The sequence below is a fragment of the Paenibacillus sp. 481 genome, from assembly GCF_021223605.1.
GTDB lineage: Bacteria > Bacillota > Bacilli > Paenibacillales > Paenibacillaceae > Paenibacillus_B.
Genome location: NZ_CP075175.1, coordinates 3694837 through 3712480, shown reverse-complemented (window position 1 = coordinate 3712480; position 17644 = coordinate 3694837). Strand labels below are relative to the sequence as shown.

General features: G+C 43.3%; 2 protein-coding genes. Both read right to left on the bottom strand.

Going from position 1 to position 17644, the window contains the following annotated elements; genetic code table 11:
• Positions 1-2: 2 nt before the first annotated feature.
• Positions 3-8534, bottom strand: a complete 8532-nt coding sequence (locus tag KIK04_RS16340; protein ID WP_232274679.1) for a non-ribosomal peptide synthetase — start codon at positions 8532-8534, stop codon at positions 3-5.
• On the bottom strand, positions 8531-17323 hold the full coding sequence (locus KIK04_RS16335; RefSeq protein ID WP_269670953.1) for a non-ribosomal peptide synthetase: 8793 nt from the start codon (positions 17321-17323) through the stop codon (positions 8531-8533). The genes KIK04_RS16340 and KIK04_RS16335 overlap by 4 nt, the downstream gene beginning before the upstream one ends.
• Positions 17324-17644: the final 321 nt, after the last annotated feature.

Sequence of the window (17644 nt, the reverse complement as noted above, 5' to 3'; positions counted from 1 at the left end):
ATTTATTGTCTCCCTTCGCCTATCGCGGTTAATTCTGAATGCACAGTAGTCATAATCATTCGGTTCAAATGCTCCGTAAATAAATGCAACAAAGTTTGTATCGTTTGTTGTTCAAAATGCAGCGTGCTGTAATAGCAGGTTATATGCAAGCGATTATGATGCTGCGTGACGGTCATATTTAACAAGTAAGCAGACGGATTATCCGGCGAATTCGTATGACCAAAAGGGATGCTCAGTTGTTCATAAAAATCATTACTCGGAGCGTCTGTTTCTTGTGACATGTAATGAAACAACATATGAGTTGAGTCTGGGAGCTGTAAAGCGTCTGTCTGAATATCTGGCAGCACATGCTTGAGAACGAAATAGTCCAAGCCTTCTGCTGGAACATGTTCTAATGTTTGCTTCATTGCTCCCACCAGTTCCGTATCTTCTCTTAGCTGTATATGCTTCTCATTAGCTTGAATCCGAATAGGGTAGGCTCCAGCAAAAAATCCGATCGTACGGAAAATTTCTGTACTGGGCACAAATGACTCGCGCTGATACGACATAAGATGAAGAAGAATATCGGTCTGTTTTTTAAGATCGTAGCAGGCGCACATAAGAGCGGTAAGTAAGACACCCAGATGCGTTGTTTGATGTTGTAAGGTGTACTGTTTAAGTAGCCTGATATCATCGGCATTCGTTAAGACCGCCTGAGATAACGTATTCATCGTTCGATGAGTAGGTATGGCTTGGTTCTCCATATCAACTTGCAAGGAGCGCCCCGCTTCCAACACGGCTTTCCAATATGCGGTTGGTTGCTCAAAATTAGCAGTTTGCGCATAATGAAGCAGGTTCTCGCACCATTCGCGATAGCTGCTTGCTGACTGCTCGATGGCATCACTTCCGTTGCTAGGTAGCATGTGGTCTCCCAATGCATGCTTCAAGTCCTCCAAAAATATTTGCAAGGAGATACCATCAAAAATAATATGATGGAACAGTAACAGTAGCACCTGCTGATCCTGATGCTGATAGCGATCAAACAACACCGCTTTGAACAATAGTCCACTTTTAATATCAAACTGATCTTGTAATTGCGTGCAGTACTGTGTGATATAGCTATCATGAGACATGGACTCGTCTTCTAGACAAACCAACGTGCATAGAGTATCGCTATTCAATTCCTGCTCCAATTGATACCATGTTCCATCATCAAGCTGTTTGAATGTTAATCGCAAGGTATCGTGCTTCTGAATGACCTCGCTCAACGCTTGCTGCATGGAACCGAGTGAGACACGTTTCTTAAGCAGCGCGATATACGGAATATTAAATTGATGATGATTAACTAATTTACGCTTGAGAAAACGCCTTTGCACCGCTGATAGCGGAAAACCATTGTTCGGGAGTGCTGTATATCGTGCCTGCTCTTGTTCAACTGCCTCTTTTTCTACTTGTACGTTTCCTGTTCTTCTCGAGATGACTTGGGCCAATTTGGCAACCGTCTGCTCCAGCAATATTTGTCTTACGGTTACTTCATATCCTTCACGCTGCATCAGACTTACAATTTGGAGTGCATGTAACGAATGCCCGCCGACTTCCAAAAATGGATCTGTCACACTAATCCTGCTGAGCTTCAGCACTTTACACCAGATTTGGGAAATCGTTTGTTCATCCTCATTTCTAGGTGCCAACTGAATATCCAAGGAACTATGTTCGGGCTTAGGCTGTGGCAAACGCGTTCGATCAATTTTCCCATTAATATTTAAAGCGAACTGCTCCAGTCGAACGATGGCAGAAGGAAGCATATACGATGGCAATCGTTCTTTCAAGAAATCTCTCACGTTATGCTCGTGCCCGCTCACCCATTTGTCAGATGTATAATAGGCAACTAGCTGCTTATTCAACTCATTCTCCTGTACAACAACGATACACTCACGTACGTCAGGATGATCCGCAAGATGCTGCTCTATTTCTCCACATTCCACACGGAAGCCACGAATTTTCACCTGAAAATCTGCTCTGCCAACAAAATCGATATGGCCATCCTCCAGCCATCTGGCTCTATCACCCGTACGATATAGCACTGCATTTCTTCCCCTGTTCTTATCGTCAACAGAAGCAAAAGGATTCGGTATAAACTTCTCCTTCGTTAACTGCTCTTGACCAAAGTAGCCTCTAGCGACTCCGTCTCCTCCTACGTACAGTTCACCAATCGCCCCAATAGGCTGGACATATCCATACCTGTCTAAAATATAGCAGGTCGAATTGCTAATAGGTTTACCGATAGGTACACGAGTTTTAAAGGTCCGCTCAATGGGATAGGTAGTAGAGTATGTTGTATTTTCAGTAGGCCCATATCCGTTGATAAGCATTAGTTCAGGATATTTTTGCTTTATTTCATTAATTTGCTTAATCGAAAGTACCTCTCCACCCAACAAGACGGCCTTTAATTTAGCGAATACACTGTCATGATACTGGACCAATACATTAAAAAAGGACGGGCTAATTGAAATCATTGTGATATCCCATTTTTCAATCCATTTCTCTACGCTGGTTAATACATCTTCTTTATCGACCATATATAAGGTTTGACCATTGAGTAATGTTCCCCAAATATCGAACGTAGACGCATCAAATACAGGTGAAGCAATGAGTAACATTCTCGTGGTCGAGTGAAACGGAAATGTGTTGCTATTTTTCACAAGTCTTACGATGCTTCGCTGTTCAATCATGACTCCTTTCGGCTGCCCCGTGGAACCTGATGTGAACATCACATAAGCAAGCTGCGTAGAGTCGGCGTTGGATTTAGCTTTATCATCACACCCTTGATGGGCATGTTCGACAACCATCTCTGACTCTCGTTCAAATTCGAGTTGATCGATGAAGACAAACCGCGCTCCAGATGCCGCTTCCGCAACCTTCTCAGCCCAAACCGAACACGTAATAATCGTCTCGATGCTGGCAGCACTCACAATTTCTTGCACTCTACTCACTGGGTAGTCAGGATCAATCGGCACATAAGCGCCGCCAGCTTGTAATATCCCAAGTATCGCGATGATAAATTCCGGAGCACGTGGTAAAAAGACACCTATACACGTCTCTCTTCTCATCTGGAGCTGCTGTAAACAACAAGCAACGTATTGTGACTGATCATAAACGTCTTGATACGTAAGCACACGTTCATAATGAACCAGTGCTGGTTGCTCTGCATGGAGCTGAAGCTGCTCCGCAAATAATTGTGGAATGGTACTCTCTCTCGGATAGTCGGTAGATGTATCGTTCCACTCATAAATGACTTTGTTATACTCTTCGTCTGACAACAGCTTAATATCTCCGACTAAGCTGTCCGGCTGTTCAACGACAAACTGTATAATATTTTTCAATTGACTTTGCAGACGAAGAATGGCTGTGTCCTCGTAATAATCGCGATCATACATAAACTTGATATGTATCGTGTCATGCAAATGGACGATCGTAATCGTAATCGGATAATTCGTCTTCTCTATCTCTTCCATATCTTTGACTTGAAAGCTATCCCAAATATGCTGGTAATCACTTAAATAATTTTCAAATGCGACGATACTATGAAATAACGTGTGCTGCTGAACTTCGCACAATTGCTTCAGTTCAATCAAGCTTAAATAGCAATAATCATTGAGCTCCTGCATGTCACGATGAAGCTGCTGAAGCTGCTCAGTAATGGACATTTGATGGTCCCAACGCATAACCAACGGCAAGGTGTTAATTAACAAGCCGCCAATTTGATTCGCATACGGGAGATCCGATCCCCTGCCGGACACAACAACACCAAGCGTCGTCACATCCGAATCCGCGTATACTTGCAACAGCTTGCCCCAAGCAAATTGCACCAGCGTGTTAAGCGTAATATGCGTTCTTTTTACAAATTGATCCATTTTTTCTGTCAGGTCCTGATTTACATGCAATGTCTCCGAGCCCTGTCTTACAATCGGCTGATACATGGCCTTATCAATCTCTTTATGCAACAGGGGGAGCGGAGTGGGCTCTCCAATTCCCTTCAGATGCATTGTCCAGAAGGATATAGCTTCTGACTTGTCTTTGGTTATGAGCCATTTGATGTATTTCTCATAAGATAGCAAGCTTGAAGTGGTATGGTATGCACTGTCATACCGCTCATGAACTTGATTCAACAATAATGGCATGCTCCAGCCATCCAATAAAATATGATGGTAGCTCCAAATCATCGTCCACTCATCGTGACGATGCTTAAGTAGCGTAATCCGATATGGACAAGGTTGACTAAGATCAAACCGTCTCATCCGATCTTGGTCGAGCAGTTGTACCCGCCGCTCTTCCTGTTGTTCAGCAGATAATGCAGATAGGTCGATTACGGTCCAATCTAGCTCAAACTGCTTAATTACACACTGATAGGGCGCATCTAACTTTTCCCACACATAAAATGTTCGCAAACAGTCATTTTCGGAAATCATCGCGTCCCATGCTTGCTTATATCGTTCCGCATGAATTTGACCTTCATATTTCCACGTTACTTGTACGAAATATTGGTCTGAATCTTTATGTTCTAGATAATGATATAGTAGCCCAAGCTGTACTGGACTTAACGGATAAATGTTATCCAGATGATAGCGCGGGTGATAGTTGGTTACGATCGGCTCTAGCTGCTCTTGTTCAACTTCAATGAGTGGAAAATCGCTGGGCGTGAACATCTCTGCTTGCTGTTGACTGCAATGATCAATAATACGATGTAAATGAGCCACTAATAAATCAGCAAACTTCTCGATCGTGCTATCTTTGAAATGCAAGCGGCTATATTTAAAAAATAGGTGCAATTGGTCATAGACGACCGAGCAATTCAGCTCAAGCAAGTTCGTCCCATGATTCCGGGGTGAGCTATAGTCCTGTGCTGTCTCGCGGGAAAAAGAAGTCCAACCTTCTTCCGGCTCACCATGAGTAAATTGCCCCAAATAGTTAAATGTCGCCTGTGGTAGCGATGCATTTAATTCGTCTCTGACCCGCTCATTTGGATGACAATATTTCAACACGCCATAGGAAACGCCATTGTCTGGGAGTTGTCGCAACTGTTCTTTGACTGACTTTATCGTATCGTCGATGTTCCGACTTGCTGGAATGTGAATGCAAATGGGAAACAGCGTCGTAAACCAACCGACGGTTCGTGTCGTATCCAGATCTGCAACACAGTGCTCGCGGCCATGGCCTTCAAGCTTGAAAGCTACACTCGATTTGTTCGTCCATTCCGACATCGCTAGTGCCCAAGCTGCAATAAATAAGTCATTTATTTGCGTACGATACGCGTGCGCACTCCGCTTTAAGAGTCGTGTTGTATCGATTTCCGGCAACGTCACCAGCAGCTCGCTATAATCGGTGCTCATCGTGTCGACATCGTGAAAATCAACAGGCAACACCAATGCACTTAACTGTTCTTGAACCTTTTTCCAATAAGATAACTGTTCAAGTGTACATTCCTGTTGCGCATAGGCAAGGAGTGCAGCATGCCAGTCTTTGAATCGGCTTGCCACCGGATGCGCTTCCTGACCTTGATACAATCGCTGCAAGTCTTCCAGCACAATTCTCCACGATACTCCATCAATGACCAGATGATGTATCGTGATGACGAGACGATCCTTTCCATCAGGATGCCCTGTGATGACTCCAACGTGTAGAAGTTGACCCGCTTCAAAGTTGAGATGATGGTGCCACTGCTTACTTATCGATACGACTTCTTGATCGGGATCTTCTGTCTGTTGTAAAGGATGATACTGGATGCGGACATCCTGATATCCCTCCTTTTCGGCTCGATATTGCTGGTATCCATGCTCCGAGGTGTTATCATCTCGCAGACTGAATCTTAGTGTAAGCTCTGGATGATGTTGCACCAGTTTCTGGACGGCTGACACTAGTCGTTGTGGGTCGCAATGCTTCACCAATAAGATTTGCGATTGATTAAAGCAATGCGGATCTTCAAATTGCTGCTGAACAAACCATTGTTGAATCGGTGATAAGCCGAATTCCCCTTCTATACTTAAAGAACGGAACTCGCTATCGTTCACATGGTGACAAGCGAGTGCAGCTATCGCTGCTACGGTCGGATTCTCGGCAACAAGCTTGGGAGTAAGGATTAGGCCTTGTTCTCGCGCCTTCGACACCATTTGAATGGCTAAGATCGAATCCCCACCAATCGCAAAGAAATGATCATGAATGCCTATATCTGTTCGTTTTAATAAATGCCCCCAAATACTTAGCAAACAGGCTTCCGTTTCATTTCGCGGCTCGACTATAAGACGTGTATTCGAATCCACATTTTTACTTGTGGCTTCCGGTTTAGGTAGCGCCGCTCGATCCACTTTGCCGTTCGTATTAAGTCGTATATGATCAACATAAATGAAGAAAGACGGGATCATGTAGGAAGGGATTAATGTTCCTAAGAAAGTTCTTAATTCACTTTCTTGCACGTATTGTTCGGCTGAGAAATAGGCGGCCAGTCTCTTATTTGAATCGTACTCCACCACCTCAACAACACATTGCGTTATGCCTGGAAATTGACCAATCCGGTACTCGACTTCGCCCAACTCAATGCGAAAGCCGCGTATTTTGACTTGATGATCGTTACGGCCGATATATTCCAATTCCCCGCTCGGCGTCCACCTTACGATGTCTCCTGTCTTATAAAGTCGCATCGAAGTCGGATGCAAATTATTCACATCTTGGATATTGACAACTTGGAATCTATCACTGGTTAAGTCATCACGATTCAAATAACCTCTTGCTAACCCTACGCCTCCAATCCACAGCTCTCCAGGAACACCTATCGGCAGAGGATTGAGCTGCGGACTCAGTACAAATAACTGGGTATTGTGAATAGGCTTACCTATCGTAATCAGATCGTCCGGCCGACAATAGCTTACTGTACATATCACCGTCGTTTCTGTCGGTCCATACACATTTATCAATTGGTGATGCTTTCCCCAATATTGGACAATATCTTCGGTTAGAGCTTCTCCTGCCGAAATGAGTGTCTTTAACTGCGGCAGCCCTCTTTTCCTCATCGATCGGATCACAGAGGGTGGAAGCAATGTTAAATGAATGTTCCGGTCATGCAACACATCTGTAATATCCGCCTGCGGAGGCAATTCATCTTGTGCTAGCACGACCATCGTACCGCCCACAGATAAAGTGCCTACCCATTCAAAGACAGACGCATCAAAGCTCATAGAAGCAAATTGGAGCACTCTTACATATGGTGCTAATTGGAATTGCTCAATCAGGCAGTAGGCTAGATTTACAGCCCCTTTATGTTCGATCAGAGCCCCTTTCGGTTTACCTGTCGAACCGGAAGTGTAAATCACATAGGCTAGATTGCCGCTCCTTGCAACTGGTTCTAGATTCGCAATCAAATTTGCGTGATCCCCATTTATCTCATCAACACAAATGATGCTCAGATCGCTTAAATCAACTGTAAGCCGTTGAAGCTTATCCCGTAACGATGTGTGCGTCACAATAACGTTAGCTCTTGAATCTTCCAAAATAAATGTAATTCTCTCGTCAGGATACGCCGTATCTATCGGCAGAAAAGCACCGCCCGCCTTCATAATTCCGAAGAGAGACGGAATCAGTTCAGCACTGCGTTCCATAAATACGGCTATTACCGTATCTGGAGGTAACGTACTCTTGAACTTCGCCTGGTACGTCTGTCGTATGTAACTGCCAATCTGATTCGCCTTGCTGTTCAGTTGTGAATAAGTTAATGCTTGTTCTCTAAATTCAAGCGCAATCGTATGAGGACTACGTACCACTTGCTCTTCGAGCAGCTGATATATAGTCTTCGTAGTCGGTAACGCCTTCGTGGTTTGATTCCATTGTATGACCGTCTGCTCATACTCCGCTGTAGTTAGGATGTTGTGTGACAGAACAGGGCTAGCAGGTTTTTGTAAGCATTGCTGCAGCAACACTTTTAAATGCCCAAGCAGGTTCTTGATATATGCATTCGAAAATAAGTGTGAGTCATATTGGATGACGAGCTGGCCTTCGTTATTTTCTAGACGATACCCGAGACAAAGCTCTGGTTTATAGAGTTTGCCCATCGTTTGGCACTCTGAAAGTGGGGATAGACCCATCTCAACGATTCCTATGTTGAAATAGTCATCCGATTCCATATGTTGTAGATCATGATCAGCTTGTTCCTCTTTCGCTGCTAGACGTTGAACAAGCTGAATAAATGAGTCTTCCTGATTCATACTCACTACATAAGGTTGGAAATGCTCTAAGCTGATAGGCTGTTGCTGCTGTGATTCCATCATCGGGTGCATCATTACAGCGATGCTGAGCTGATTGGTATAGTTAGCTAGTAGGATAGACCAAACAGATAGAATTAGCGATGTTATATCAACCTGATGAGTATTTGTAAAATCATATACACTTTTTACTTCGTCATTGGAGAGTACAGCAGACTCCAAAACTAGGACATTGTCCATACTTAATGAACGTTTGTACGAATACGGCAATGGCAATTTGTAGCGAGACACGGACTCCTGCTTCATCGTAAATCTGCTCCTTCCGTTCCATTCTCAATACATGCAATCCGAGTGAAAATAGATCTTAAGACATGAGGGTTAATCTCATAGCTGCAACGAATTTGAAAATCCAATCCCTCTTTATACGTGTGGGTAATACAATTCATTAAAGAATGTATCGGCAAAGGATTAGGTAACACCTGAACCTGATCTTCTTCAAATTTATCCTGATCGCTCTCAACCGCAATATTCCCTAAAAAATTGAACATAAATATGTCGGCTGTTTCAAACTGCTCGCCAAAATGGACAAACTCGTTGATTCGCCCCCAATCTCTTTGGCAACCTTTATGCGTTAATAAATGCAAAAAGTTAACATTGCATTTTCGCAAATAGTCTAGTCTATTGCGTACGATATCTGATATCGCTGCCTGCTTCAAATGAGAGTGAAGCAACATCGGAATAAAATCGATAAATTCTCCTACTGTATTGTAATAGGAACCTGCTTCGTAATTTCTACCCTCGTACACGAACAGAAGCGGCACTTTTTCAAGGCCAAAATATTCGCTTATCCCCTTTGTATAGACGGATAACGCAAATTCCATTGAACGATTAGAAGTCGGAACCTGAATGCCAAACTCATAGGACTGCGCACTTTTCCGTTCGCTCGTTAGCTCTAAAGCCGCTATTTTACTGCTGTAAAATTGCTCTAGATCAAATACATCGACCAGCTCTTGCTCCGTTATATGCTGCGGACCTTTATAAATCTGCTCAACATAGTCTTCATACGATCTCAGAACTTCCTGTTGCTCTTGTTGCCCGAGTACGAATGAACGGTAGTTAGAGAGGAATTGCCGCTCCACAATTTCACCTGTTGCACGGTCAAAAATAACATGATGATACAGAAAAACGACAACATGCTCCCGTAAATTGCGCTTAAATACGATGGTTTGGTATAAAATCTGCTCTCCGTTATATTTGATTTCCGACAATTTCTGGTCGAGTGCTGCCTCAAATTCCTCGGTTAGTGCATATTCAGATAAATCAATCACTAACAAGTTAAGAGGAGTTAACGAACTGTACTCATACTCCTGCCAATAAACATCACTCTCTCTATCAACAGCAAGGCTTCTTAACAATCCCTGTTCCGCAACAATTTGAGCATAAGCTTGCTCAAGTAAAGAAGCATCGATAATTTCATCTAATTCAAATGTACTCATACTTACAGGTGTCTCAAACGAAATTTGCAACTTCTGAATAGGTCCTAGCGGATATTGGTGAGAAACGTTATTTCTCTTAAGCCACTCGTCTTTTTTCAAGTAATCTTCTTCAATGGAAAGCAGCAACTCCGATATCCCTTGTTCATTCATTTTTCTAAGACCAATTAGGTCGTATAATTGCTGTTCTGCTATAGGTCCGTTATAGCGATCTAAATCTTTCTTCAGGTGATGAGAAACGACATAATGCGGATGAAGTTCTTTACTGACTTGCTTTTGAAAAATCTGATTGATCTGTTCCATCTGAGCTTGGCTCAGCAGAACTGTTGCAAAAAGGATGTTTCGTGCTCTAGTTGTAGAATGAGTATCGAAGATAAAATAAGATTTCCACTCGAATTGAGCCCTGATCATATGATGTAACTCGGCCATAGCCTCATCAACCGATTGAATTAAATCATTCCGCTCCAATTGGGATTGGAGGTAATCACTAAGCTGTCTTATTGTCTTGTAAAAATAGATGTCAGACAAAGATACAACATAGCCCAGTTTCTCCATATTAATCATAATCGATAGTGCTTTAAGCGAGTGACCACCCAATTCAAAAAAATCATCATGCACGCCTATGTTGTTAACGCCTAATTGGCTCTGCCACAATTCAATAAGTGCATGTTCCATCTCATTTTGTGGGGCTTCATAATATGCGTTTGTTTGTACCACATATTCCATGGCCTGCAGTACTCTCAAATCAATTTTTCCGTTTTTTGTGAAAGGCATGTTCTCTAGTCTTACATAGTAGGACGGTATCATATAACTTGGCAATTGAGTAGATAACGCTGCTCGCAGTTCGTTTACTATCAGCTCCTTGGTTAGATGATCAGCCTTACTAGCCACAAAGTAAGCACATAAATGCTTCTGTCCGTTATCATCATCTCGTGCCAACACGATCGCTTCTTTGACCGTGTCCATATTCATCATACAAGCTTCGATCTCGCCAACTTCAATCCGATAACCGCGAATTTTGACTTGATGATCGATACGACCCAAATACTCAATCGTGCCATCCGGCAACCATTTCGCTAAGTCACCCGTGCGATAACATCTGCCATGTACGCCGAAAGGATCATCTCCAAATTTTTCATTCGTCACATCTTCTCTTCCCACATACCCTTTACCCACACAATCCCCTGCAATATACAATTCACCGGCAATGCCTACAGGCTGAAGCATTCCTGCTTCCGATAAAATGTAAATGGCGGTATTCGAAATTGGCTTTCCAATTGTAGGTACACCTGCCACCGCTTCTGCTGGGTGAATGGTCAACGTTGTCGCTACGTGAGTTTCCGACGGACCGTAATGATTGTGCAGACAGACTTGATTCCGACGCAAAAAGCTTGCGAGCGCTTCCGGCAAAATGAGTTGTTCTCCTGCTGTCACGATATGTTTGACGGAGCTGGGGAACTGCTCTACAAATCCTTCTTCCAAAAATAAAAACTTGGTCAGTGCTGTAGGCAGCAACACGACATCTATATTCGAGCGCTCTATGAAGGCCAACAAGTGATGGACATCTTTTTTCACATCTTCTTCGATGATGAATAAGCATCCACCAGCTGCTAATGTTGAGAACAACTCTAGATAGCACATATCAAAGCTGCTCGTGAAATATTGCAGCACCCGCTTATCATAGGTGATATTCGTAAAAGTATACTGATAATGTAGCAAATTAACCATGTTGCGATGCTCCAGAACTACACCCTTCGGAGTACCGGTCGTACCCGATGTATAAATGATATACAGCGGATCTGTTGCTACTGCGATATTGGCTCTTGTATCCCCATCTTCAATCCGATCCTCGTTGCACACGTTCTCAAGCTTATGTTGCACATATTGTAAATCCACTAGCTCTACATCAGGAAACTGTGTCTGCATACGCTGCATTTGAACCGTTTCTGTCAGTAATATGCCAATGCCGCTGTTCTCCATCATGTACTTGATTCGTTCAATGGGATACTGCGGATCAATGGGAACGAAGCATCCTCCAGACTTCAATATGCTAAATACCCCAGCTATCATATTCGGTGATCGATCTACCATCAGACCGACGACACTGCCAGATTGCACACCCCGTTTTCGCAATGTTCGCGCAAATTGATTTGCCCTCTCATTTATTTCACGATACGTCAACTGTTCCGTACCAAACACCACAGCCACTTGATCCGGCGTCCGCTCCACTTGATCTTCAAATAGCTGATGAATGGTCTTATCTCGGGCATAGTCGGCTGTCGTTCCATTAAACACATCGATGATTTCCGCTTTTTCTGCTGCTGAAATGATATCAAGATCACTTATACGAACATGCGGATCACTCACGACCTGCTCAATGATTTGCAGCACATGTCTTTGAAGCCGTTCCATACTCTCTCGAGCGAACACATGGGTGTTATAGCTGTAGCATATGTGAATATCATCGCCTGGGACAATGATCACGTTCAAATCATAGTTTGTTTGATCAACCGTATCCACACCCTCAATGGTAAAGCTGGCCAGAACATCGTTACTTAACTGCTCGATCTGATTCCCAATCGGGGTGTTCTGAAACACAATAAGATGATCGATTAACTCGTGCTTATGATGCGTCAGTGTCTGGATCTCATAAAGCGGATAATTAGCATAGCTGCTTGAGGCTATCGCTTGATGTTGTGTTCTCACCATCACATCCGCAAAAGTATCCATGGCCTCACTATGAATACGAACTGGAATTGTATTAATAAACAAGCCAATTATGCTTTCTACATCTGGGATTTCTGACGGCCTCCCGGACACAACACTGCCAAATACCACATCACTATGACCGTTATATTTCTGTAGAACAATTCCCCATACCGTTTGTAGCAGTGTATTAATGGTGACTTTATACTGCTTGGCCACACGATTCATTTGCTCAGTCATCGTTCTTCCTAATGCATGATTCAATTGCTCAATTTGGCAACTGTTCTCTTTCATTTTTTCATTTTCTTGCTGCTTTAGCTTCGGTAACGTCGTTCGGTGTTCGTAGCTGTCTAAGTATTGCCGCCAGTAATTGGCCGCTGCTGCTTGATCCTGACGTGCCAACCATTCGATATAACGGCTATAAGGAGCTACTGGAGGTAACTCTGGCGGCCGTTGGTCCAACAATTGAAAGTAACTGCCAAACGCTTCTTGTGAAACAATTTCCATGCACCAACCATCCATCAAAATATGATGGAAGCTCCAGATAAAGCGATAAACCTCTTCTCCCGTGCGCAAAATCGATATTCGAATCAGTTCATCTTTCGCAAGGTCGTACCTTCTAGCTTCGTCCTGTTGCGTAAATGACTCCACATACAATTGACATTCATGCTCATTCAAATGACGCAAATCTTCTAAATGCCATTTAATCTTTCTATTCCGGTATACAACTTGTAAAGGTTGTCCCTTCCAGTCACTGTAGAAATTCGTTCTGAAAATCTGGTGTCGATATGTCAGCAGCTCCAAGCTCTGTTTAAATATTTCTAGGTTAAAGCTTCCTTTTAAATCAAAAATCGTTTGTTCATTGTAGGCGCCAGAATTCGAATCTTTCAAGTTGTGAAATAACATGCCTACTTGCATCGGTGTTAGTGGATACACATCTTCCATCACACCTACATGCTTAGTTTGCTCGACAAGTTCATCTAGGTCATCTAATGTGATTCCTTTAAGCGAGACATCGCTGGGTGTCAACTCTACCCGCTCTTTGTTTACACAATGCTGAATGATTATCCGTAAACTTTCTCTAAATAACTCTGCAAATTGTTCGATGCTTTCCTTGCGATACTCTTTAGCGCTGTAACTGATGGACAATGATAACACGTCATCTATAATTTCCCCATTAATAACCAGCGCATGATTACGAACCATATGCTCACTCATATTTACACCACTTGAGTACGGAGAAAATTGAATAGCTGTGCTTTTCAAGTCCTGTATGCCTTGATCGAAATGCCCTAGATAGTTATAGGTAATCTCCGGTAATGCGTTAAACGTACGTTTACGTTGTTCATCGATCCGGTCGTTAGATTCAGACATATATCGCCATATTCCATATCCAATTCCCTTTTGTGGAATTTGGCGTAGTCCTTCTTTCACTTCCTTGATGCGTCTCGATACGTCTTGACCTGATTTCATTTCCAGCGCAACAGGGAATTGACTTGCGAACCAGCCAATCGTCCGTGAAATATCGATGTCTGTGAGAATGGACTCTCGACCGTGACCTTCCAAATTCACTAGCACACGCTCAGTTCCGGTCCACTTATGAACTGCTGTTCCTAACGCGGTAAGCAACAAATCGTTCACTTCCGTGTTGTAAGCCCGCTTCGTTTGGTTCAACAGTTGCTCCGTCTCCCGCATCGTCCATTTCACGGTTACACATCCGCTGTCGCTTAACAGTGACTGATCTACCACATCATCTTTTGGCAGTCTCGTAAACGTTTCCATTTCAATTTTGTCCCAGTACTCCTGCTCGCGCTCCATCTCTTCGCCCTGCGCATATTTTTCCAGTTTTTCAGCCCACAACTGGAAGGAATCCGTTTTTTGCGGAAGCTGAATGCTCTCGCCCTGATCCGCTTGCTTGAAGCCCAGCGCAATATCTTCAAACAAGATACGCCAAGATACATCATCAATGACCAAGTGATGAATCACAATCAGCAAATGATCACCATCGGCACAACGAAATAATCCGAGTTTCATTAACGGACCATCTCTTAAATTGATACTCGCCTGAATGGCCGTAGCCTTCGCTTCAATCGCGCCAGCCACGTTCGCTTCATCTTTGAGGTCAACGACTTCCAAGCTATACAGCTCACTTTCGTCGATCCCACGATTCCAAGCCACTACTCCGCTTTCCGTCTCCTGGAACACCATTCGCAGCGCATCATGCTGCTCGACAATCTCCGTAAAAACGTTCCGTATTACCGCTTCATCGAACCCACTCTCCCGGTAAAAAAGCACCGATTCGTTATAGTGATGAGCATCTGTCATTTGCTGCTCATAGAACCAGCGCATAATCGGAGTAAGCTTCACAGCTCCTGTGATTTCCCCTTGCTCCGCAATACGACCAAGCGGCTGCACGTATTTACTTAAATCAGACAGAATAGGACGCTGAAACAACTCTTTTATTTCCAGCTTGTATCCTGCATGGAACAGCCTTGACGCTACTTGAATCGATTTAATCGAATCCCCGCCAAGATCAAAAAAGCTATCATGGACACTTATCGTCGATGCGCCCAACACATCCTGCCAAATGCTCACGAGTACTTGCTCCACCTCTGTACGTGGCGCGACATACTCCATGCCTGTCTGCATGCCATTCTCTGGGGTTGGCAATGCTTTACGATCTAGCTTGCCATTCGAAGTCAGCGGCATCTTATCTAGTTGCACAAAATATGACGGCACCATATATGCCGGTAACGTTCGGGACAGTTTGCTTCTTACCTCCCTAATGGTCAACTCACGCTTAGCCACAAAGTAGGCACACAACTGTTGTTGTCCGGCTTCATCTGCTCTCACGATCACAACGGCGTCCTTCACCGACTCGACGTTTACCAACTGGGATTCAACTTCACCAAGTTCGATCCGATAGCCACGAATTTTCACTTGATCGTCAGCTCTCCCGATAAACTCCACGTTCCCATCCGGCAACCAGCGTGCCAAATCGCCCGTACGATACATTCGTTGATCAGGCACAAACGGGTTGTCTACGAACTTTTCCGCGGTCAGGTCCGGACGATTCACATATCCTCTCGCCACACCCTTACCTGCAATATACAGTTCGCCGATCACACCAATCGGCTGCAATTGGCGCTGCTCGTCCAAAATATACACGTGCGTATTCGGAATCGGTTTCCCTAGTGACACCCTCACCTCTGCTTCACAGCGGCTAACAAGTGCATCTATTGTGGTCTCTGTCGGGCCATAATGATTGTACAAGGTGTATCCTTGCTGCAGGATCCTATCCTTCAGCCGGTCTTCAAGCCGCTCGCCCCCGCAAATAACAATTTGCAAGCAATCGATCCGCTCGCGATCGACTAGCAATTGTTGCATTAATATCGGAGAAGTATCAATTACGTTAATGTCATATTTGCGCAAATATTCCGCCACATAGGATGGTTGTAACAGCTTATCTTTTTTGATACCATGCAACGTGGCGCCATGCAACAGCGTACCGAATATTTGCTCAACACTTGGATCAAACGTGTATTCCGCCGTCAACAGCACGTGTTGTGTTATCGATAACACATATTGCCTATAGTACCAGCTCACAGTATTTACAACGCTTTGGTGTTCAACCATGACCCCTTTTGGATGTCCTGTTGTACCTGAAGTGTATAGAACGTAGATTAAGTGATTCGGACCAGTAATCGATTCTAGGTTTGAACGGTCCATGTTGCGAGAATGATCCTTCTCCAGTAGCACGACCTTACCTGAAAAATGAGCAGCCACTCGATCCTGCATACGCTGCTGCGTAAGAAGTAGCTTTATTCCCGAATCTGCAAATATGTGTCGGACACGCGCTTCAGGGAACTCCGGATCAATCGGTACGTAAGCACCACCCGCTTTCAAAATCGCTAACATACCCACGATCATGTCTAATGATCGCTCTGTCATCAGCCCAACGAGTTGGTCTGCTTGCACGCCTTCAGCTTGTAACATTCGCGCCAGCTGATTTGCTCGTTCATTTAATTCCTGATACGTTATTTGCTCATCTTCGAATACAATAGCGATATGATTTGGCGTGTGGGAGACCTGTTCTTCAAACAGTTGGTGAACGGTCTTGTCTTGCGGAAAAGAGCTCGCTGTGTCGTTAAAGTCATGCAGTATGTGTGCCTTTTCTTCTTCTGGTACAAGTTCTACTTTTCCTAATTCAAGGTTTGATTGGAACAAAATTATAGATAATACATAATGAAGGTGCTCAATAAACTGTCCTATATAGGCCTCATCATATAAGTTATCGTTATATAACACTCGCAAATGAAGGCCATCGTCAGCTAAATTAAATCGGAACATAATATCCCAAGCCGCATAGCTATTGCAATCATATTCATGAAGCTCCTGTAAAGAAACAATGGTATGAATAATGGGTTTCCCACTAATATTGGAAGGCACATGTAGCTTGTCTGAGTAATGCCAAAATGGGACGTCCTGATTTTTCACAGATTGACTGACCGATAGTCTCATTTGATGGAGTAAACTTTTAAACGAATGCTGATGAGTGACATGACTTTTCAATAAAGTAAGCTGGTCTGTAAATAGAGGTTCACTTGCTGAGCGTATCGTCGGAATGCCTAGGATGATGTGTTCTTTCCCCGTATATTTATGCAACATAATCTTAATTCCAGCTAACAGGATTAAAAAAACACCTTGATGGGATTCCCCTCCTATCGTCAATATTCGTTGAGATAGGTGCGACGGTAACAGACAATATAAGGATTGAACTTGACTCGGACTGCTCGAACTGCGTGATGTTCGATAATATGGAAGACTTGTTATACGATCATCCTCATCAAATTTATTACTCCAAAACAATTTCTGTTTCTCAAATAAATCGTTCAACAGAACCTCTCCTTTTCTACATTTTAAAAAGGATAATCTGAAATAGATGCGATTACGATGATTTTAAATTCGTACTTGCCTTAATCCGAAAAAATGCGTGTACCTGTTTGAAAGGATTGTAGTGAAGGACTGATGATTATACGGCGAAGAAGAAATGTTTTACTGAAAAGATAGCACGATATTTCTAGTAACAACCCCAAAAATTGGGCAACAACTCCTCACTCTCTTTATTAAAGAATAATTATACAATTAATATTAAGATATTAAACATTTTTTATATTAACATAGCTTCTATTATTTATCATCAACTGATTGTTTAAT